The sequence below is a fragment of the Campylobacter sp. CNRCH_2015_1657 genome (assembly GCF_025772685.1).
GTDB classification, from domain to species: Bacteria; Campylobacterota; Campylobacteria; order Campylobacterales; family Campylobacteraceae; genus Campylobacter_D; species Campylobacter_D lari_D.
Genome location: NZ_JAKMSO010000001.1, coordinates 189288 through 210859, shown reverse-complemented (window position 1 = coordinate 210859; position 21572 = coordinate 189288). Strand labels below are relative to the sequence as shown.

The 21572-nt window shown below is 28.8% G+C and carries 15 protein-coding genes and 1 tRNA gene; 8 read left to right on the top strand and 8 right to left on the bottom strand.

Going from position 1 to position 21572, the window contains the following annotated elements; all coding sequences use genetic code 11:
• Positions 1 to 30: 30 nt before the first annotated feature.
• Positions 31 to 2256: a flagellar hook-associated protein FlgL gene (gene flgL, locus L8X27_RS01055; RefSeq protein ID WP_263680962.1), complete on the bottom strand. Its 2226-nt coding sequence runs from the start codon at positions 2254 to 2256 to the stop codon at positions 31 to 33.
• A 159-nt stretch (positions 2257 to 2415) separates the two neighbouring features.
• Here flgL and L8X27_RS01050 point away from each other — a divergent pair.
• The 6 genes from L8X27_RS01050 (at position 2416) to L8X27_RS07975 (ending at position 11918) form a co-directional block, all read left to right on the top strand.
• Positions 2416 to 2502 (top strand) — tRNA-Leu (locus L8X27_RS01050).
• A gap of 71 nt (positions 2503 to 2573) precedes the next feature.
• A complete protein-coding gene (locus tag L8X27_RS01045; RefSeq protein WP_263671384.1) occupies positions 2574 to 6314 on the top strand; it encodes a hypothetical protein in 3741 nt (1246 codons plus the stop codon).
• Positions 6315 to 6370: 56 nt separating this feature from the next.
• A complete protein-coding gene (locus L8X27_RS01040; RefSeq protein WP_263671385.1) occupies positions 6371 to 6514 on the top strand; it encodes a hypothetical protein in 144 nt (47 codons plus the stop codon).
• Between the two features lie 178 nt (positions 6515 to 6692).
• A complete protein-coding gene (locus tag L8X27_RS01035; protein ID WP_263671386.1) occupies positions 6693 to 7571 on the top strand; it encodes an ankyrin repeat domain-containing protein in 879 nt (292 codons plus the stop codon).
• Positions 7572 to 7606: 35 nt separating this feature from the next.
• Positions 7607 to 8995 carry a putative toxin gene (locus tag L8X27_RS01030; protein ID WP_263671387.1) on the top strand — a complete coding sequence of 463 codons (1389 nt, stop codon included), beginning with the start codon at positions 7607 to 7609 and terminating at the stop codon, positions 8993 to 8995.
• Positions 8996 to 9005: 10 nt separating this feature from the next.
• The gene (locus L8X27_RS07975) at positions 9006 to 11918 is read left to right on the top strand and encodes a BspA family leucine-rich repeat surface protein (protein WP_318529407.1); all 2913 of its coding nucleotides are present in this window, start codon (positions 9006 to 9008) and stop codon (positions 11916 to 11918) included.
• A 236-nt stretch (positions 11919 to 12154) separates the two neighbouring features.
• Here L8X27_RS07975 and dnaE read toward each other — a convergent pair whose 3' ends face one another.
• Positions 12155 to 15748, bottom strand: coding sequence for a DNA polymerase III subunit alpha (dnaE, locus tag L8X27_RS01015; protein ID WP_263671388.1), 3594 nt, complete (start codon positions 15746 to 15748; stop codon positions 12155 to 12157).
• Between the two features lie 103 nt (positions 15749 to 15851).
• Between dnaE and L8X27_RS01010 the strand changes: the two genes are divergently transcribed.
• Positions 15852 to 16091, top strand: a complete 240-nt coding sequence (locus tag L8X27_RS01010; RefSeq protein ID WP_263680961.1) for a SelT/SelW/SelH family (seleno)protein — start codon at positions 15852 to 15854, stop codon at positions 16089 to 16091.
• Between the two features lie 23 nt (positions 16092 to 16114).
• Here the strand turns inward: L8X27_RS01010 and L8X27_RS01005 are convergent, their stop codons facing one another.
• The 4 genes from L8X27_RS01005 to L8X27_RS00990 are packed head-to-tail and all read right to left on the bottom strand — an operon-like array spanning position 16115 to position 19422.
• A complete protein-coding gene (locus L8X27_RS01005) occupies positions 16115 to 16681 on the bottom strand; it encodes a DJ-1 family glyoxalase III (protein ID WP_263680960.1) in 567 nt (188 codons plus the stop codon).
• Positions 16682 to 16692: 11 nt separating this feature from the next.
• Positions 16693 to 17565 carry an N-carbamoylputrescine amidohydrolase gene (locus L8X27_RS01000; protein WP_039628382.1) on the bottom strand — a complete coding sequence of 291 codons (873 nt, stop codon included), beginning with the start codon at positions 17563 to 17565 and terminating at the stop codon, positions 16693 to 16695.
• Positions 17534 to 18448 carry a cation diffusion facilitator family transporter gene (locus L8X27_RS00995; protein ID WP_263666199.1) on the bottom strand — a complete coding sequence of 305 codons (915 nt, stop codon included), beginning with the start codon at positions 18446 to 18448 and terminating at the stop codon, positions 17534 to 17536. Before L8X27_RS00995 ends, L8X27_RS01000 begins: the two co-directional genes overlap by 32 nt.
• Positions 18445 to 19422 carry an agmatine deiminase family protein gene (locus tag L8X27_RS00990; RefSeq protein ID WP_263671391.1) on the bottom strand — a complete coding sequence of 326 codons (978 nt, stop codon included), beginning with the start codon at positions 19420 to 19422 and terminating at the stop codon, positions 18445 to 18447. The genes L8X27_RS00995 and L8X27_RS00990 overlap by 4 nt, the downstream gene beginning before the upstream one ends.
• A gap of 191 nt (positions 19423 to 19613) precedes the next feature.
• Here L8X27_RS00990 and L8X27_RS00985 point away from each other — a divergent pair, with 191 nt between their 5' ends.
• Positions 19614 to 20609: a c-type cytochrome gene (locus tag L8X27_RS00985; RefSeq protein WP_263671392.1), complete on the top strand. Its 996-nt coding sequence runs from the start codon at positions 19614 to 19616 to the stop codon at positions 20607 to 20609.
• Positions 20610 to 20632: 23 nt separating this feature from the next.
• Here L8X27_RS00985 and L8X27_RS00980 read toward each other — a convergent pair whose 3' ends face one another.
• Entirely contained in the window at positions 20633 to 20914 is a 282-nt protein-coding gene (locus tag L8X27_RS00980) for a hypothetical protein (protein ID WP_263664443.1), read from the bottom strand.
• On the bottom strand, positions 20914 to 21513 hold the full coding sequence (locus tag L8X27_RS00975; RefSeq protein ID WP_263671393.1) for an MBL fold metallo-hydrolase: 600 nt from the start codon (positions 21511 to 21513) through the stop codon (positions 20914 to 20916). The genes L8X27_RS00980 and L8X27_RS00975 overlap by 1 nt, the downstream gene beginning before the upstream one ends.
• Positions 21514 to 21572 lie beyond the last annotated feature (59 nt).

The window sequence follows — 21572 nt, the reverse complement described above, 5'->3', positions numbered from 1 at the left end:
TATAAAGAAAAAAGCTATTATATCAAAAAATTATAAGTAGTTTAATAAACTAATTTGAGAAATTTTAGAAGTAGCCGAAAGCATAGCTTGATAAGATACCATAGTTTGCATAAACTGCATATAAGTTTGCCCATAATCAGCATCAGTTACACCGCTTTTAATAGAAGCTACATTGATATTTAAAAAAGTCATTCTTTTATTTGTCTCTTCTATATTATTAGTGTAAGCTCCTATGGTTGTTTGCATTTTTCTAACATGATCTTGCAAATGATCTATTCTTTCTAAAGCCCCTTGTAAACCTGTATTTCTAGGATCACTTCCTTCTGAATCAGCCCTCATACTGCCATTTAAAACAGCATCTATCATCTCATCTAAGTCTTTAATCAAATCAACATTTGGATCATCAATAGTTAAAGAATTATTTGCACTAAATACAAAACCTGATCCATCGCGTATTTCTCCTGCTGGAGGAAAACCGCTATTTGAATTTGAATCTTTAATAGTAAGACCTATATTAGTGTTACTTGAAAATTTATCAGTAATACTTATACGACCTTTATAGTCCATACTAACTTCAACAAAACCTTTAGAATCAGCTATATCTTGTTGGATAGTTTGAAAATCATTATTATTAATAGTTCCGTTTGCATTTGGAGTAATAGTTGCTGTGGGAACATTATCACTTGCAAACATACCGATAATATCATTTAACTGGCCATAAGTAATATCTTCAGGTCTTGTTTGCATACCCACTGCATTACCTGTATTTTCATTATATTGAGAGTGAGTAATAGGAAAACTTATGGTTTGACCCGGATTATTTGGATCAGGATAACTTACAGTAGAATTTTCTAAATCAATAGTTACATTATATTTTTGACCACTTCTAGAAGTGATTTCCATTTGGAGTTGTTGACCTTGCATGCTTCCATTGGCATTTGCTACAACTTCACTTAACTTTGTACTATCAGTAGCATATTCACTTGTACCTTTAATCACTTGAGAAACATTGCCAAAAACAGTATTTCCATCTTTTTCAAAAGGCACATCATAACTAGCCCCATTAGTTTTATCACCATTGATGTTACTTTTAATAAAATCTGTTTTGTGTAAGTCTATGTTAAACTGCTTACCACCTACTGTTACTTGTATTGGACTTTGAGCATTGTTTAAATTACCATCTTTAATTGCTGCATTCATAATACGCTCTGTAACTTGAGCCATTGTAATACCTTCAGCTTTAGCAGCATCACTTAAATCTTTAATTTGAGTCGGATCTAAAAGTTGTGGAGTCATAGCAACAGCATGAAAATCTAAAGAACTACTTCCTTCTTTTAAACTCTTTATTTCTATCTGCCCGCTATCATTTAATGCTACTTTAACAACCTCATTTCCCTCTGTATTTCCATATAATCTTCCAATATTTTTTAATACATCTTCAATTTTTGCATCAGGATCTATATCTAAAGTAGCTTTAAAACTTGTTCCATCAGGTCTAACACCTTGAATATACATAGTCGAATGTGGGAAAGAGAGTTTTTCATCATAGCTATCACCAAAATGCTCATCGGGCTTAAGTTCTCCATTTTGAACATAGTTTTGGCCTATTAAATGTGAAAATTTAGATTCTCCAGTTAAAAATTCTTTTTTGTCCGGATAACGAGCATCAGTAAAAGAAACATTTGTTGAAATAATTTTATTGATATTTGAATCAGGCTTAAAAAATAAATCCCATCCAGGTATATTATAAGGAATTTGGGTGCCAGCGCCACTTACTACAAAAATATTATCTTTATTCCCAGTATAATTTCCATAATTATCAAAAGGTTTATTTGCACTATTTGATCCTGCAAAGAGATATTGCCCATTAATACTAGTATTAGCAATATTTACAATAGAATCTCTTACAAGTTTGAGTTCTTTTGCTATAGCCTCTCTTGATTCTTGAGAATTACCATCACTTGCAGCTTTTGTGAGTAATGTTTTAAATTTTTCTAAAAGTTCTGTGATATTTTTCAAGGCAGTATCTGTGTTTTTTGCTAGCTCCATAGCAGATTGAGTTCCTTGAACTATTTGACCTATGTTTGCCATCTCATATTCTAATCTTGAGCCATTAATATAAACATTTGCATTTTCCCAAGAATGCTGAATAAGCTGACCTGTTTGCAATTGCAAATTATATTTATTAAGCAAAGACTGACCATCTGTGTAGTTTTGTATAGAAGTGTAGTAATTATACTGATTGCTAATTCTCATTATTTTGCTCCGCAAATAAATTTTTTTAATTATTTACAAGCAAAAAAAGTTCCAAATTTTAATGATATTTAAATTTTTTATATAAAATATTTTATATTGTTTTAATTTTTTTTTAGTATAATCTCATACTCTATTTAATTATTTTAAAACTTTCAAAAAGCCCGAGTGGTGAAACTGGTAGACGCGCCAGACTCAAAATCTGGTAAGGGCAACCTTGTGTCGGTTCGAGTCCGACCTCGGGCACCATTTGCTTTAGTTTTAAACTTATACTAGCTAAAATATACCATTTACAAAAAAACTTCTATAAAAGGTTTATGTTGAATTACACATTGACAAAAAAAGATAAAATATTTTATTATGAATTAAATTTGAAAAATCAAAACTTTTTTGATACTTTTTTAAAAATAATGGAAAATAGTATTTTTAAAGTAGAAAAAATTCAAGAAAATAATTTTATCGTAAGTGGAGGTAAATTTACTTGGATTTATGAAAATGGTAAAAATATCATAATAACAGAATCTGCCTTTGAGATAATTGCAAATTTTATTCTAGATGATTTTTTTAATCTTTACCGCCAAACTCAAACAGATAATGAAACAACAAATGAAACCAAAGACGTAACCGAAGAAAACTATACACCTAAAATGCAAGATTTCATGGATCAATTTAGTTGTTTTAATATTCCTCAAACTTTAGATGCAAAATCTTTAAAAATCAATACACAAGATATGTTTGAATTTGCAAAACAAATGAATGCTATGAGAGATTATTATGAAGATGAATTTGAACAAAGTGACAAAATGGATTCAGAGCAAAAAGCTTTAAAAAATTATCAAGAAAAAATTATACAAAAAGCCTTAAGAGATGTCTTAGATATCACTCAAGAAGAATTTGAAAAACTCTCTTTAAGTGATACAAAAAAAGCACAAGATTTTATCGATGATGCTTTGGAGATTGAACTTTTAAAATATACTGATATATTTATCAATCATAAATTAGATGATGATATTTTCACATGTATAATTAAACCTTTACTTGAAGAAGAAACAAAAAATCAAATAGGTTTTATACAATCTAAATCTTTTAATAACATCAATTCTAAAGAATATTTTTTCAATTTAATAAAAGCTGGTGCAAAAGTGACATTCAAGCAAGCTCAAAAAAGTATGATAATGCAAAATTTTTATTATTCTTTACAAGCACAGCTTTGCGAAATTTATAATCAAAATAATCAAAATTACAAATTAGAAGACGAAGAAATAAATAAATTTATAGAATCTTTACCTAACTATATAATTTTTAACAAAATAAACATAGCTTTGCAAATATCTCAAGTAACACAAGGAAAAGAGCGTATTAACCAACTTGATGATATTGAATGTTTATATGATGAGTGGCAAAAAGAAGAATGTATAGAACTTTTTATGTTAAATTATACCTATAGTCCTCCAAAACTTTTAGCTTATGAAAGAATTGATGCAAACTTAAATGATGAAGAGATAAAAAATAAAGAACAAGAACTCATAAGAGCGAAAAAATTTAATTTTAATGCCATAAAAGCTTACAAAATTAAAAAAAGAAATGATTTTTCTAAACAGATCTTAGAAGAGTTAGCTCCTTCACAAAAACACGAATATACTATAAATTTAAATTCTATTGAAGAAAAATACATAAAAGAAATTTTAAATTTAGATGAAAATGTAAATATTACAAATTTTCACATAAATACTATCAATTCTTTATTTAATAAAATTATCCGAAAACTTTGTGGTAATTTTTTAGCATTAGATGATGTTTTAGAACAAAGCAAAATACACGATTTAATTCACAATGATTTTATCGAAATTTTAATGCAAAAAAGTGTTAGTAAAAAAACTTTGAAAAATATAAATATTTGTGTTTTTGAACCTATTTTTAGTACTAAAGAATACGATTTTTATTGTAATTTAGAAGATGAACAAAAACAAAATTTTGCCTTAAAAATAGATCAAAATTTTTTCAAGACTTTATTAAAATGTGGAGTAAGTATCACTCAAAAACACCTAAAAAAACTACAAACCTTGAAAGAATTTTATACCTTAATGCATAAATTAAATCTTGAAAATTTTAATCAAAATTTAAATTATTACGAAAATCAAATATACTACACAAAAGACCATATCAAAATTCAATTAAAAAATTTAAATAAAATCACAAATTTTCAAGAATTTTTAAATAAAAATACAAATTTTATAGCTTTAAATCAAATTTTAGATATTTTAAGTCAAATAAAAGATTTATCTTCGTATGAAAAAGAAGAATTTTTACAAAATTATGATTTTAAAGATTGGCAGCATACTGATGGTGAAATTTTTGTATATGATAGACAATACATTAATGAAAACTCCATAGGTTTTTTAAAAGCAAATAAAGAATTTCAAGAACCAAAAATACGCTTACTAGGTTTTACACAAATTAAACCAAACAATAGCATAGAAAGTCAAGCAGAAGAAATATTTGATTATTTAATGCTAGGAGAATCTCTTTTTGATTTAGATAATATATTAAATTTCTTAAATATCATTAAACACAAAGAATATTGCTATGCCTTAAAAGCTAATATAACCTATGGATTAACATACAGACGAATGATAAATTTAAAAGAATTAGCAAATTATCTAAAAACAGAAGAAATTAAAAATATTATATTTATCCAAAATGACGATGAGTGCTTTAACTCCTTAAGTAAAGCTTTGAAAATATTAAATTTAAAAGCAAATTTTGATTTTAAATTAGATTTAGATAATAATTTGCAAATTTTCATACTAGAAAATGAAGAGAATAAAAATTTAAAATCAGCTATTATGTTTGGAGATACCACAGAGGAAGAATATATTTTAGATTTTATAGAAAAAGAGCAGTTTAACCAAAACTCTCTTCCTTTACTTTTTGATTTAAATTTTAGACAAAATGGCAATGGAGGAATAGCTTTAAATTCTATTTTTTATCAAGGTTGTTGCTATTTGGAAGACAACTATACTAAAGTTGATAAATACATAGGTAGTTTTGATTTTTTTCAATGTAATTGTTTTTTAAAATATTTTAAAAATGATTTAAAAAAGATCATTATATCCTATATAGATAGAAGCGAAGAAGAGGATTTTAACATTGACGAAAATATAGAATTTAAATCTAATTTTGATAAAAAATTCTTTGACTATGTTTATTCTTATAAAAATTCTTACAATAATCTTTTTATATGCGAAAAAAATAATATACTTTATATTATGTTTTGTATAGATATGTATCAATCAAATTTAGAAGATAATTTTACATGCATGAGCTCTTTTATAAATAAACATTTTCCACTAAGTGTAAAGGAAGTTAAATTTTACTCACGAAGTCCTTATGAAAAATTTGGACTAGAAACATTTTATATACAAGAACAAATACAACTAGAAAAATTACAAAACATTAAACAAACAAATGAAAATTTTATTTCATTGCAAAGCATCAAAATGGCTAAAGAATTTTATGATACATTAAAACCTTTTGATGGTTTAAATGCTCTAAAAATTTATAATGAATTTAAAAAAATTTGCCTAACACCAGTGAATTTTTTAGAAAATACAGATAAAGATTGTGTAGATTTTTTTATAGATATTGATATTTCACACAATAGACCATTTATAGATGAATATTATATTTGTTTCAAATTTGAGAAAGATTTTTACACTTTTTTTAAAGATGAAAATCTAAGTAGATGGGTTTTAACGATAACTTTTAGTCTATCATATGATGAGTATCTTGAGCAAAACAAATCTTACTCAAGCAATGATAACAATGGAGAATTTATTAAATATGCAAATTTGAAAGAAGTAGATGATATGGAAAATCTAGAAATCAACTATGAAGAGCAACAAATAAGATGTGAAAAAATCTTTGACTTTATAGAAACAAATCCACTCTTTAAGAAATTTTTCAATAAAAACAATCCTAGGAATTTTAAATTACGATTTGCTACTTATGCTGAACAAATTGATGAAATAGTTTGGATTAATAACACTTGGATTAAATAAAGAAAGGAAAAAATAAAAACACTAAAAAATTGAAAACCAACAACATAGGAAAAATTATGGATTTTAATACCGATATTTTAGAAAGCTTAGATGATTTCAAAGCATTTTTAGACACAAAACCTAGTAAAGAACTCCTAGAAGCAGTAAAAAATCATATAGATGATTTTATGGAAGGTGCATATAATAATTTAGATCCATAAAACTACGAAGTTGCTTTTGAAGAAGATACTGACATACCTTATGATGAAGTAAGTGAAGATGAATTTATGGATTGGTTTATTAAAAATGTACTTTATCATGATGATTTAAGTGAGATTTATAAAATACTAAAATCACTTGTTAAAGATTAAAACCCAATTTACAAAGAAAGGAAAAACAATGAAAACATTAGAAGAAATATTATCTTTAGAAGAAGATGTAGATAAATATGTAAAAAACTTATGTTTAGAATTTTATGATCTTGTAGAGGCTAACAAACTTGAAGAAGTTAAAGAATTTTTAAAAGATTATCCTGTGCCTGAAATATTTTTTGAAAAATGCTATACACCTTATTGGGATAGTGAAAACAAAAGAGCTATTATCGATCCTGTTATCGCTTTAGCTTGTGCAGGAATTGCTTATGATAAAAGTAAAAGTTTTGAAATGATGGAGTATTTTGAAAATTTAGGACTTAAAGCCAATGAAGTGTGCTTTGGATACAATGCACTTAATAGGTATATTGATAGAGATGGAAAAAATAAAGAAGTAATAGAGTATTTTTTTAAAAAAGGATGCACATTTGAAACTTATAATGAAGAAAGTGGCAGCACTCCTTTACATGAATGGATATTATGCGGCGAAGAAGTGAAGTATTTAGAAGAAGCTTTAAAACTAGGAGCAAATCCTAATATGAGAGCTATTAAAACAGAAAGTGAATTTAGCTTTACTAATACAGGAGAAACCCTTTTGCATAGAGCTGCAGAATCTGATGAGAAACCTATAGGAGCTTGTGTGGAAGTGCTAATCAAATATGGAGCTGATGTAAATGCGGCTAATTGTTGTATAAGTGATATTGAAGATGGGAAAATTGAATATTATGATCCTGCTACTCCATTAGATAGAGCTAACACCTATGATATAAGCAAAAACATAAAAATCTTAAAAAAAGCAGGAGCTAAGACTTGGGAGGAATTGGTTGAAGAATACAATATCGATACAAGCTTAGAAGAACCAGAACAAATTAAAATGTATGAAGAAAGAAGAAAGGATAAAAAATAAGATTAATAAGGTAAAGAACAAAAAAGGATTTTTCATTGAAATTTAATGATGTGAAATTTAAAATCAAAGAATTTGAAAGTGTGGATATCATCAGTGGTTATTCTCTTGCCTTTTATTTGCCTAAAGAAGAGCATATGATAGGAGAAGAAAACAAGAATAAAAACCAAAAAACAAAAAAAGATGAATATCGCATCAATAAAAGTAATTCTTTAGAATATATACAAAAAATCAATGAAGAAAAAGAAATTGAAAAACTTAAACTTCAAAGCAATGAAAAAATCAATGAAGAATTTGATAAATTAAAAGATGATGCTTTACCTGCTAAAGAATATAAAAGAAAAAATTATGAATACGATGTATTTTATGATGTTTATACAAGTAAGGATAATATAAACAAGTGCATAAAAAAAATCCCGATAGAAAATGGTGTGGCAATAGTAACAAAAGATTTTTTAGAGGAATTTTATGAAAATTCTGTTAAGGGTCGGTATAATTGTAAATGGTGTCTTATACCCAGACTAATCCGCAATGAAGGAGAATCTAGTTTTGATCCTGTGCCTATTTTAAATAGTAGCTTTGTCATTTCAGAATTAAGCAATATCAAACAAAAAACCCTTACTTTTCAAAGAAAAATAGCCAATGTGGAACATCCAAGTCATTTTGCTTTACAAAGCCCTAAGGAATTTAAAAGTATGCTTGAAAATGAGCAAAGCTTTGCTTCTTATGGTGGTAAAGAAAAACAAATAGAAGAGCTTTTAAAAAGCGCACAACATAAGCTTGAAACCATTAAAAAAGCAGATGGAATTTCTAAAAAAACTAAGGAAGATTTAGAGAAAAAGCAAAGAAAAGAAGTTGAAAAATGCAAAAAATTAAAAAATAGCAAGAAAAAAATTTCACCCAAACTCATAGGAGATACGGGAGAATATGTCACTTCTTTACTTTTTGGGAAAAGATCCACACGCTATTTAAGCAATCAAAGAAAACTAGATACTAATTTTAATACTAAAGGTTTTAATCACACCATACCTGATTTTTTAGTAACGCTAAATGATTACCCTACTTTAGTAGAGGTTAAAAATGTTCAAGATCAAGCTTTAACAGAACAAATAAGCTTTGAGTTAAAACTTGCTAGAGAATATGAGCTTGATTATTTATTTTTATGCAATCATTACACAAAATTAATAGATAATATAACTAATCTAGAGATATTTAATAAAGACAATAAAAACCATAAAGGATCAAGAAGTGGTTTTATCTACCACAGACATGCTCACAGAAGCATAAAGACAATATTTAAAGAAATATATCTACACCATATCAAAGGAGCAGCACCTAATAAAATAGTAATAAAAAGATTAAATTTAAATGACCCTGTTCATATAGAAGAAGAATTAAACAAAAACAAACAAATACAAAAAAACTAAAGGAAAAACAATGAAAACATTAGAAAATATCAAAGCTATGAGTTTTGAAGAAAAAATGCAAATTCAAAAACAGTTATTTGATTTTATTAGTAATAATGACTTAGAAAATGTTAAAAATCTTTTAAAAGATTATCCCATAAAAGAAAGCTTTTATGAGGCACATTTTACATACCATCATAATAATGAAGATTATGAGCTATCTTTATTTGATCCAGCAGCAAGCTTATTAAGGGCCGCATTTGCTTGTGAAGAAAATAATAATGATTTTTCTATTTTAGATTATTTATTTGATGAGTATGGTTTAAGTTTAAAAGATCCTAAATATAATTTTGCTTTTCCCGACATGAAACATATCAAAGAAGCTAATGAAAAATACATCTTAATGAAAGAAGTAGAAGGCGAGCCTAATATTTATAAAAACGCTCTAATCTACGCATATATACTCAATGCTAAAAACCCAAATTCTCAAATCATACAATATCTAGTCAATCGTGGAGCTAAATTTGAAGTGCATAATGAAGGATTTTCCGGTAGAACTCCTATGCATTTTTGGGTTATGCAAAATAATTATGAATTATTAGAACTAGCTATTAAAGGAGGGGCTAATGTGGATATGCAAACCCGACTTATTCAAGAGAGTGAATACAATGAAACTCTTTTATTTGAAGCTGTAAGCGAACCTGAAACTTATAAGGTTACAAAGCTTTTAATTGAACTAGGAGCTAATGTGAATTTTGCTACCCCAAGAACTCCTTTAGATAATGCAAGAGGATCTAGAAATAAAAAGCTTTTAAAAGATGCAGGAGCAATGACTTCAGAGCAAATTAGAAAAAAATATAATTTACCAGCATATGATTCTTCTCATTGTGAAATTAATGGAAAAACTGACTTTGATTTATTGGGTAAATATCGTGATGAATGCTCCAAACTTTTAAACGATGCTATAAAAAAGGCTAAGGAGAATGGAGAAAAAAAAGATGTAAATAAAGTTTCAACACAAGAAACTACAATAATTTTAGGAAAAACTCCTAAAGAGCTTATAGATGCTGTGCAAAATTTTAAAGTTTTAAAAGCTTTAAATTTATTACAAAATGACGCTATTAAAAGCATCAACAAAGACATTTTAAAAATATGTGATGATGCTATAAATGAGTTAATCGATAAAGTTGTAGTAGATTCTAACAAAGGTAAAAATATAGGAGATGGTATTTATATAGAATTTAGTGAATTTATTTGCATTGATTATAATGATGATGGTTATAAAGATTATAGCGGGTGTGTAAGGAAAGAACTCAAAAAAAGTAGTCTTTATGAGCTAAAAAAGATTTTAGAAGATATTATAAAGGGTAAAAGCATAGAATCTGCTTTGCACAGTTGTGCTTTTTATGATAAAAAAGGTAAATTTAAACCAAAACATCCAAATCTTTGCTATATTCCATTTAATCTTTTTGAATTAAAAATATTAGTAGAGATGGAATTTATATCTTTAGGGCAAATTGATTTAAGTTACATAAAAGACCTAAATCAACTTTTTGCTAGTTATTCTATGGAAATCATTCATTTGCATACAAATAGGAAAGATTTTAGCGGGATAGAGTCTTGGGATGTGAGCCAAATCAAATACATGAATGGACTTTTTAAAGGATTAAAAGATTTTAATGCAAACTTAAGCAAGTGGAAAGTTACAAATGTAAAAGATTTTGAAGATATGTTTTGTGATTGTGAGTCTTTTAAAAGTGATTTATCTAAATGGAAACCAAAAAAAGCTGAAAATATCAATTCTATGTTTCATGGAGCAAAATCTTTTGACTGCGATTTAAGCGAATGGAATCTACCAAGCGAATTAGTAGAACAATCAAACAATATATTTAGCGACTGCCCTTTGCAAAACAATCCACCTTCATGGTATAAAGCAGTATTTGATATGGATAATCCAAGCTATGAATTATTATGCAAACTTGTTAAGGCGCGTGATTATAAACAAGCTAAAATTATTTTAGAAAAGATACTTCCTTTACAAAATGAACAGTATCAACATATCACTCAGCTTTGTTTTTATGTACCGAAAGGGACAGTAAGCAATGCAATGCCAGATGAGGATTTTTTTAGTACTCTTGTAAAAAATGCAAAATCTCAAGGCTTTCATATTCCTATTAGTGATAAAGTGATGCATACTTGTTTGCGTTTTGATAAACTAGAATATGCTAAATTTCTTAGAACATTAGGCTATAAAGTAGTAATTACTGAAGAAAATAATTTTGGTTTATTTGTTGCATTAAAACATAAATTGAGCACAGAAAACAAAAATATTTTAGAATTTATCTTGGATAATCTTGATAGCAAAATCGATACTGCATTTTTTGAAAATATTAGACTTGACAAAACGCCTAATAGAAGATTTTGCGATGCAGATGATGAAACACTTGATTTTTTCTTTCAAGAATTAATAAAGCGTTACCCTAAAGAGATGCTTGATGAAAAACTACTAGTTATGTTTGTGCATAGCGATCTTATTTATTTACTTTTTAAACATGGATTAAAAATAGATTTAAAAAATATACCATATGATCTAAATATAGTAGGAAGGTATTACTTAGCGCCGATTCAGAAAATGCTCGCTTATGAAGCAAAGGGAAGAGTATCAAGATTTTTACAGCTTTTAAGACATAATTTATTGCGTGCAGATTCTATTATAGAATATCATACTGGAGTAAAAGCCCCTGCGTTGCTTATTTTTTTAGATAATTTTAAGGATAGATTAGACCTTGATGGTAAAGAATACCCAATAAAAGACATTTTAATAGAATTTGCAAGTCATAATGTAGATATACAAAAGCTTGGAACTTTTTATGATAAAGATTTTTATGAAATTTTAAAATTAAGCGAATATAAACAAGAAATATTGAAAATTTTTAAAAAATAAATATATATTATATTTGACAAACAAAAATGGTTTTTTATATATATTTTAGTTATCTTAAAAATTCTGTCTTACTAAAAAAATAATTAAATTTTTAACTAAAAAATATATAAAAACCTTTTTTTGAGACATTTTATAGGATAACCTTGTGATTTTTTAAAATGGCATTGAAATTTATCAACTTAAATTTGCATATATAAAATCTCATATAAAATTCAAACCTATTTTTATTTAAATACTTAAGTTTTACATTTTTGAGCTATCACATCCATAGCTTCTTGCGAGAGAACAAAATTTGTATGATAAAGCAAGCAGCTACCCATATCAAGCACTTTTAGCACAAGCTTTTTGTTATTAGCATCTTTTGGGTTATGTCTTGTATTAGCTAGATCATAAATTTCATACACCATATCTTTGCTAAGCTTATTAATGTCAAGTTCTATGATATTTTCTTCAAATTTCATAGGATCTTGTGTAAATTCTTCTTTGTTTTCTTTTTTTACAAAGCTTTTTTTCTTACTAAAAGATTTTAGCTCATTTTCTTTTGCTTCTTCTAGTGTATAAATTTCATTTAAACTAAAGCTTAAGTCATTGTCATTGTTTTTATATCTTAGTAAAAAGGCAAAGGCTTCATCTTTGCTTTCTTTAAAAAGTGTTTCAACTTTTTCTACTTGAGTTTCAAAAATAATCATATCAAAAGAAGAATAAAAGTCTAAAACCACAGCCTTAGCATATCTTTTACCACTTTTACTCATCATTGATTTAAAATCTTCAATCTTTCCTACAACCAAAAGCTCACCCTCGCCTTTGAGTGTTTCAAAATCCATACTTTTAAAATATTCTATACCTTCTATTTGACTTGCAAATTTATCTAAAGGATGACCTGATACATAAATTCCTAAGATTTCTTTTTCATAGCCTAGTTTTTCTATTAACTCAAATTCTACTTTGCTATCGTGAAGCCCTACTTTGATATCTGCGGCTATTTCTTCTTCTCCAAAAAGAGAAGCAGTAGAATTTCTTTTAACTTCAGCTATTTTTCTACTTGTTTCTGAAATAAGCTCAAGATTATCCACCAAGCATTTTCTAGTATAGCCAAACTCATCAAATGCACCTGATTTAGCTAAATTTTCTATAGTTTTTTTATTAATCTTAGTAGGATCAATAGAGCTTATAAAATCATCAAAATCACTAAAGCCCTCTTCCTTGCGAATAGTCATGATATTTTCTATCGCAGGAATTCCCACACTCTTAATCGCTCCAAGCCCATAAATAATAGCTTCAGAACCATCTTCAAGCTTAGTTGCACTAAATTCTCTTTGAGCTTTATTGATATTTGGCGGCAAAAGCTTGATATTCATTCTTTTCATCTCTTCAATGTATTTTGCGACCTTATCCACATTGCTTTCTTCACTTGTTAAAAGCGCAGCCATAAATTCACTTGGATAATAAGTTTTTAAATACGCTGTTTGAAAGGTTATAAGCGCATAGGCAGCCGAGTGAGATTTATTAAAACCATATTCAGCAAATTTCAAAATAAGCTCAAACAAATCATCAGCCTTTTTCTCATCATAGCCTTGTTTTTTAGCTCCTTCTAAATACTCTGCTTTAAGATTGTCCAAAATTTCTCTTTTTTTCTTACCCATAGCACGACGCACATTATCAGCTCCACCCAAAGAAAAACCACCAATTTTTTGCACTATTTGCATAACCTGCTCTTGATAAACTATAACCCCATAAGTATTTTCAAGTATAGGCTTTAAATCATCAAATGCATAAGTAGCAGCCTTTCTACCATGTTTAATATCGATAAAATCATCCACCATCCCACTATCAAGTGGTCCTGGTCTATATAAAGCTAAAACCGCGATTAAATCTTCAAATCTTTCAGGCTTTAACCTAGCATTCAAACTTTGCATACCGCCTGATTCTATTTGGAAAATACCCAAGGTATTACCACTTTGTATAGTTTTATAAACCTTAGGATCATTCATATCAATCTTTTCCCAAATCACATCTTTACCATAACGCTTTTTAACTAGTTTTATGGCATTATCAATTACTGTAAGGGTTTTTAAACCCAAAAAGTCAAATTTAATTAAATCCACATCTTCAAGATATTCTTTAGAATACTGCGTTACCAAATGACGCTCATCGTTTTTGCTTTGTCTAAAAAGCGGAGCTTTATTCCACAAAGCTTCATTAGATATCACAACTCCGGCCGCGTGCATACCTGCGTTTCTATTTAAACCCTCTAGTGCTTTAGCAAAATCCCAAACTTGACGCCCCTTTGGATGAGAATTTACAAATTCAGCTATTTTTGGTTCTTGCTCATAGGCTTTTTCTAAAGTAATTTTTAGCTCTTCAGGAACTAATTTTGCCAAAGCATCCGCATCAGGTATGCTCATATCACAAACCCTGGCTACATCACGGATTACTCCCTTTGCTAAAAGCTTACCAAAGGTAATGACTTGTGCAACCTTTTCAGCTCCATATTTATCGATCACATAATCAATCACTTCCCCTCTTCTATCTTGACAAAAATCCACATCAATATCAGGCATTGATACACGCTCAGGATTTAAAAATCTCTCAAAAAGAAGATTATAAGGTATAGGATCTAAATCTGTAATTTTCAAACAATACGAAACCAAACTCCCTGCAGCACTCCCACGCCCTGGGCCAACTGGTATATCTTTCTCCTTAGCTGCGGCGATAAAATCATGAACGATTAACATATAACCTGAAAATTTCATATTTTTAATAATACTAATTTCTAAATCAAGCCTATCTTTATACTCTTGGTGCTTACTCTCATCGATAAATTGAAGTCTTTCTTCTAAGCCTTTTTTACAAAGATACTCAAAAACTATATCATCATTATCAAAGCTAAATTCTTGATCTTCTTGTGCTAGATTTAAACTATATTTTTTTGCATATTCACGGGTAAATTTAAAATTTGGTGGGGTTGGATCGCCTAGTTTTAATTCTAAATTGCATTTATTAGCTATTTCTTGAGTATTTTCAATGGCTTCAGGAATATCGGCAAAAAGCTCGCTCATTTGCTCTGGTGTTTTTACATAAAACTCATGCACCTCATGTCTTAAACGCCCTGGATCATCAAGCTTAACCCCCATGGCTATACACATAAATACTTCATGAGCAGCCGCTCTTTCTTTAAAAGTGTAATGCGTATCATTAGTTGCAATAATTTTTATATCAAGCTCTTTAGCAAGTTTGATAATAGAATCATCAATAAATTTTTGATCATCAATACCATGACGCATAATTTCAAGGTAAAAATCATCTCCAAAAACATTTTTATACCATAAAGCTGCTTCTTTTGCACCCTCATAACCCTTTGCGCCAAATTTTATATTTCTTTCATTCTTGGTATTTAAATGCCAATTAATCTCACCTTGCAAACACGCAGAAGAGCAAATCAAACCATCACTATGAGCCTCTAAAAGCTTTTTATTAATCCTTGGGTAATAATACAAGCCATGTATATAACTTTGCGAGCTCAAATACATCAAATTTTTATAACCAATTTCATTTTTAGCAAATAAACAAAGATGAAAACGCTGTCTTGAACTTTTATCACTTAAATCATCGTGATTATGTAAATATGCTTCAAGCCCTATAATAGGCTTAATTCCTTCAGCTCTCATTGTTTTATAAAAATCAATAGCACCAAACATATTTCCATGATCAGTCATAGCAACACTTGTTGCACCTTGTGCTTTTAGCGTTTTAGCTAGCTCTTTGAGTTTATTTGCTCCATCAAGTAAAGAATATTCTGTATGTAAATGTAAATGTGTAAATTGGCTCATATTTTTCCTTGTATTTTTTTATTATTATAAAAAAAAACCTTAAATTTAAAACTTACAAGCATAAAAAATGTATAATAGCTTACTTTCAAAAAAGGAGTAAAAAATGGAAGTAAAAATTTATTATTGTAATCTTTGAAATTACAAACCACAAGCTGCAAGGGTTGCAGAAGAAATACAAAATGAATTCAAAGATGCGCAAATTTCTACCATAGAAAAAGGTGGTGGTCATTTTATAGTAGAAGTAGATGGTAAAATCATTTACTCTAAAAAAGACTTGTTTAATTGTGAAGTAGATAGATTTCCTCATGAGGGTGAAACTACCAAGCTTATGAAACAAATGTAAGCTAAACCCTCATTAGCGAGGGTTTATTTTGTTAAAGGAATAAGCATACCTTCATAAAGTTTTTGATAAATTTCTTCTGAGCATAAATGTTTAGCAAGCTCTAAACCAAATAAAATAGCCGTAGCAGGCCCAGCTGCTGTGATGACATTTTCATTTACCACAACTGCTTTATTTACTCTAGTTCCTTCAATACCCACTTCACAACCAGGATAGCAAGAAAACTCCCCGTTAATCACTCCTGCTTTTGCCAATATCATAGGTGAAGCACAAATAGCAGCTACGATTTTTTTCTTAGCATGTAAATCTTGTATGATTTTTATGATAAGTGAATTGTTTTTTAAATTCATCATACCTTCAAATCCACCTGCCAAAGCGATTGCATCTAAATTTTCTTGATCAACACTAGCCAAACTCACATCAGCCCTTATGCTAATTCCATTAGCTCCTTGCACTAAAAGCTCATCATCTAGTGAAGCAATAATAACTTCTAAATTTCCACTAGCCTCCCCTGCTCTTTTTAAAACATCAGCTATACCTATAAATTCAGCCTCTTCAAAACCTTTTGCCAAAGGCACTAAAACTTTTTTCATTTTTCCTCCTTTTAGTCAATAAATCTTTTATTTAATTCATGAAAATATTCTATGCGTCTATCGCGTAGAAATGGCCACCATCTACGCACATTTTCACATCTTTGCATATCAATTTCAACGATTTTACAAAGCTCTTGTTTATCATCAGCCCTAAAAAGCTCTTCACCTTGAGCCCCAAAAACAAAAGAATTCCCCCAAAATCTTATGCCATCTTCCACACCGCTTTCATCTTTTTCAAAACCCACTCTATTAATAGCTACTACAGGTAAGCCATTAGCTATAGCATGACCTCTTTGCACACCTATCCAAGCTTCAAGCTGTCTTTGTTTTTCTTCTTTTTCATCCTTATCAAACCAACCTATAGCGGTAGGATAAATTAAAATTTGAGCTCCCTTTAAAGCCATTAACCTAGCAGCTTCAGGATACCATTGATCCCAGCATATTAAAACCCCAAGCTTTCCAACACTTGTTTGTATAGGCTCAAAACCCAAATCACCTGGAGTAAAATAAAATTTTTCATAAAAACAAGGATCATCAGGAATATGCATTTTGCGATATTTGCCTGCTATGGAGCCATCTTTTTCAAATACCACACTAGTATTATGATAAAGCCCTGCACTTCTTTTTTCAAATAAAGAAGTTACCAAAACAACTTTATTTTCCCTAGCTACATTAGACCAAAATTTAACATCCTCTTCATAGTCATTTGCCAAATCAAAAAAGTTTGTATTTTCACTTTGACAAAAATACTGCGTTTGATGAAGCTCTTGCAAACACACAAGCTCAGCCTTTTCTTTTGCTGCTTGTTTAATAAGTTCGCATGTTTTTTCTATAGTTTTTTCTTTATTTTGTTTAAATTCTTGCTGAATGAGTGCTAATTTCATTTTTACTCCTTTCTTCTTCTGAATCATCATAAGGATCTAAATGTATATGGATATTCCAAAAATCATCTTTAAAATGCTCTCTTATGCTATCTTCAATCTCATCACCAATCTCATGAGCTTTTAAAAGTGATATTGTAGGTTCAAAAACTAAATGCACACTAACATAAAGCATATCAGGACTTTTTCTAGTTTTTAAATGATGAAAACTTTTGACTTCTTTATTTGCACTTATGATTTGTTTAATCACTTCAACTTGTTCTTTATCAATAGCTACATCTAATAAAATTTTAGAACTTTCCTTAATGATTTTAAAAGCTGAAAAAATCGTATATAAACTTATAGCTATGCCAAATAATCCATCAATAAAATGATAATTTGTAAAAGCTATAATCACAAGTGCTAAAAGCGTTAAAGCATTAGTCAAAAAGTCTATTTTATAGTGTAAGCTATCAGCTTTTATAATCAAGCTTTTTGTTTTTTTAGCAACATAATTTAAAAAAACCACCAAACACAAAGTCACAGCCATAGCAAAAGCCATGACAAAAATTCCAAGATCAAGTTTTTCTACACTTTCTTGATTGTGAATTTTCAAAACACTCTCATAAAAAATATAAACCCCAATCCCACTAATAACAAGACCTTCAAAAAGCCCCATTAATGCTTCAATTTTACTAAGGCCAAAATTATATTCCTTGCTAGAGCCTTGAGAGCTTTTTTTCAAAGCTAAAAAATTTAAACCCGAAATCACACAATCAAGCAAAGAATCAATCGCACTAGAAAGTACTGCAACAGAACCCGAAGCTAATCCTACTGCAAATTTTATAATAGCTAAAAAAATAGCACATACACTTGCAATGATAGTTGCGCTTTTTTGTAAATTCATCTTTGACCTTCATAGCGGTTTTGACAAGAACAATGCAAAGAACCATTTTGTCTTAAAAACACCCTTGCATCAACCCCTACTACTTTTCTATCTTTGCATACTTTTTGTAAATTTTCTAATACCAAAGCATCATTTTCATCATTATAAGTTGGCACTATCAAACCACCATTAACAAAAACAAAATTTGCATAAGTAGCACCAAGTCTTTTACCTTCAAAATATAAAGGCTTAGGTAAAGGAAGCTCTAATAAATCAAATCCTGTTTTTTTAAGTTCCTCTTCCATAGCCTTTAAAGGTTTATAATGCTCATCATTTTCATCTTTACACACACAATAAGCAATAGTTTTTTCATTTATAAATCTTGCTAGAGTATCTATATGATGATCAGTATCATCGCCTTTTATATAACCATGATTTAACCATATAATTTGTTTTAAGCCAAAAATTTCTTTTAACTTAGCTTCAATTTGCTCTTTATTTAAATGTGAATTTCTATTTTCATTTAACAAACAAGCACTCGTTGTAAGCATTACTCCTTGCCCGTTAAAATCAATACTCCCACCTTCTAAAATAAGATCAATTTTTTCTAATTTTCCAGATAATTTTTGTGCAAAAAGTTTTGAATTTACCGCATTATCTAAAGTGCTTTGAAATTTATCACCCCAAGCATTAAAAGTAAAATCAAGCCCTATAATTTTATCATCTTCACGCGCATCAATTGCACCAAAATCTCTAATCCAAGTATCATTAGTATCACACTTAAAAAAATCTACATTTTTTATATGTTTAAATCTTTGAAAATCTTTTTCACTTGGAGTAATAAGTAAAACTTTTTGAAAATTTGCCACAGCTTTAATAAATTCCTCATAGCTTTGCATAATTTCCTCTAAATAAGGACTCCAATCGCTATTTTTATGGGGTAATGAAAGTAAAAGTAGTTCCTGTTTTTCCCATTCTGCTATGCTTTGTCTCATTGATAATTTCCTTTGGATAAAATGTATAAAAAGGTAACATTAATTACATATTCTAAAAAATATTAATAATATCATTTTTATCTTTAAAAACGGCATAGTAGTATTTAAAGATACTTTTACATTAAAAACATTTAATATTTTTTTAAATTTCAAGTTATAAGATGAAAATAAGACAAGTTCAAGGAGGTAAAATGAAAAAAATTGTATATTCTGTCTTATCTTTATCTTTTTTAATGAGTTCTGCTTTTGCCATTGATCAAGCAAAACTTCAAGCAAAAAAGCAAACAGGTATCCATTTACAAAGTGCACAATGGAAAGTCCCAAATACTATAGAAAATGGTATTATCATTGAAGATAAGCTTCCAAATTCACCTTATACTCAAGCAGTCATTTTGGGTAATAAAATTTTAAATTACACCACAAGCTATATAGGACCTCAAGCAAAAAATCCTAAAAATCGTTATACAGGTAATAATCTTTCTTGCTCAAGCTGTCATGCTAATGCTGGAACTATAAAAAATCAATCAGGTTTTGTAGGAATTTATGCACGCTTTCCACAATATAATGCAAGAGCGGATAAAATAATCACTCTAGAAGATAGGATTAATGGCTGTATGGAAAGATCCATGAATGGCAAAAGGCTTCCAAACAACTCTCCTCAAATGAAAGCCATACTTGCTTATATGCATTATATTTCTCAAGGTATAGAAGTAGGAGCAAAAACACAAGGACAAGGATTACCTAAAATATCCTTTTTAAAAAGAGCAGCAGATCCTAAAAAAGGTAAAGAAATTTATCAAAATAAGTGCGTAGCCTGCCATGGAGAAAATGGAGAGGGGATAAAAAGTAATAATCCTAGTATGAGTTATTACATATATCCTGCTTTATGGGGAAATGATAGTTACAACACAGGTGCTGGCATGTATAGACTTATCAAAGCTGCAAGTTATATCAAAGCAAATATGCCAAAAGATGATGCAACCTTAACTCTAGAACAAGCTTATGATGTGGCAGCTTATATTAATTCTCAACCAAGACCTATTAAAAAGAATAGAAATAAAGACTTTCCAGATCGTGATGTAAAACCTGCAGATATGGATGTAAAACCTTATGCTAAACATGATAAATTTAGTATAGAGCAACATCGTTATGGTCCTTTTGAACCTTTATATATTAATACAAAATAATTTTTAAGAATAGCTAATTCTAGCTATTCTTTTTTTAAAACCCAAGCGAAATACCATATCGCAAAAGATAAAAGCAAAATCATAAAAAGCTTTTTATCATACACTCCAAAACCAATATAAAGCACAGAATACATAAAACCAAAACTTCCTACATAAATGCAAATTCTACTCATTAAACCATTTTCTACTGCTCTAAAACATGGACATTTGTGAAAAAATTTCTTTTTTGTTTCTTTGGGTTTAAAAAAACTCAAAATCGCACTTAAAATCAGTAAAAAACTTAAAAAATATAAAACCTTATCCATTAATGAAAATACCTTAACCAAGCAGGAATTGCACTTTGCTCTTCTCTTAAAGAACTTTCTTCTCCATGCCCTGGAAAAAGCTTAAAATTTTTTTCATAAGCTAAAACTTTAAGCAAACTCTCTTTCATCTTAGTTGCATCTGAGTAAGGAAAATCCCACCTACCAATACTACGATAAAATAAAAAATCCCCACTAAAAAGCACATCTTCACCCACAAGTTCTATCATACAACACCCTGGAGTATGCCCTGGGAAATGATGAAATTTAAACTTAAACTCATCTATACTAAATTCATTTTCATCTTCTATCAATACATCAGCACTTGAATGCTCAAAACCATAATTAAAAGGATCTTTTAGCATAAAAGCATCATCTTTATGGATAAAAATTGGAATTTCATAAGCCATTTTAACTTTAGCATTATCATAAACATGATCATAATGACCATGGGTATTTAAAATAGCTAAAGGTTTGCTTGTATTTTCTTTGATAAACTTATAAGCATTTTCTCCTGGATCGATGATAATTTGCTTGTTATTATGATCTATAATATAACAATTTGTTTCATACATTCCACATGGTTGTTTCAAAATACGCATATAAACTTCCTTTTAACTAAATCAAATATAATTTTAAAAAATTAATATTTAAAGATTTT

Bases quoted from the DNA above. Each gene is read 5' to 3' on its own strand.
- L8X27_RS00995 (WP_263666199.1), bottom strand. From the start codon at position 18,448: ATGAATTTACAAAAAAGCGCAACTATCATTGCAAGTGTATGTGCTATT.
- L8X27_RS00990 (WP_263671391.1), bottom strand. From the start codon at position 19,422: ATGAGACAAAGCATAGCAGAATGGGAAAAACAGGAACTACTTTTACTT.
- L8X27_RS01040 (WP_263671385.1), top strand. From the start codon at position 6,371: ATGGATTTTAATACCGATATTTTAGAAAGCTTAGATGATTTCAAAGCA.
- L8X27_RS01035 (WP_263671386.1), top strand. From the start codon at position 6,693: ATGAAAACATTAGAAGAAATATTATCTTTAGAAGAAGATGTAGATAAA.
- flgL (WP_263680962.1), bottom strand. From the start codon at position 2,256: ATGAGAATTAGCAATCAGTATAATTACTACACTTCTATACAAAACTAC.
- dnaE (WP_263671388.1), bottom strand. From the start codon at position 15,748: ATGAGCCAATTTACACATTTACATTTACATACAGAATATTCTTTACTT.
- L8X27_RS00985 (WP_263671392.1), top strand. From the start codon at position 19,614: ATGAAAAAAATTGTATATTCTGTCTTATCTTTATCTTTTTTAATGAGT.
- L8X27_RS01000 (WP_039628382.1), bottom strand. From the start codon at position 17,565: ATGAAATTAGCACTCATTCAGCAAGAATTTAAACAAAATAAAGAAAAA.
- L8X27_RS07975 (WP_318529407.1), top strand. From the start codon at position 9,006: ATGAAAACATTAGAAAATATCAAAGCTATGAGTTTTGAAGAAAAAATG.
- L8X27_RS01005 (WP_263680960.1), bottom strand. From the start codon at position 16,681: ATGAAAAAAGTTTTAGTGCCTTTGGCAAAAGGTTTTGAAGAGGCTGAA.
- L8X27_RS00980 (WP_263664443.1), bottom strand. From the start codon at position 20,914: ATGGATAAGGTTTTATATTTTTTAAGTTTTTTACTGATTTTAAGTGCG.
- L8X27_RS00975 (WP_263671393.1), bottom strand. From the start codon at position 21,513: ATGCGTATTTTGAAACAACCATGTGGAATGTATGAAACAAATTGTTAT.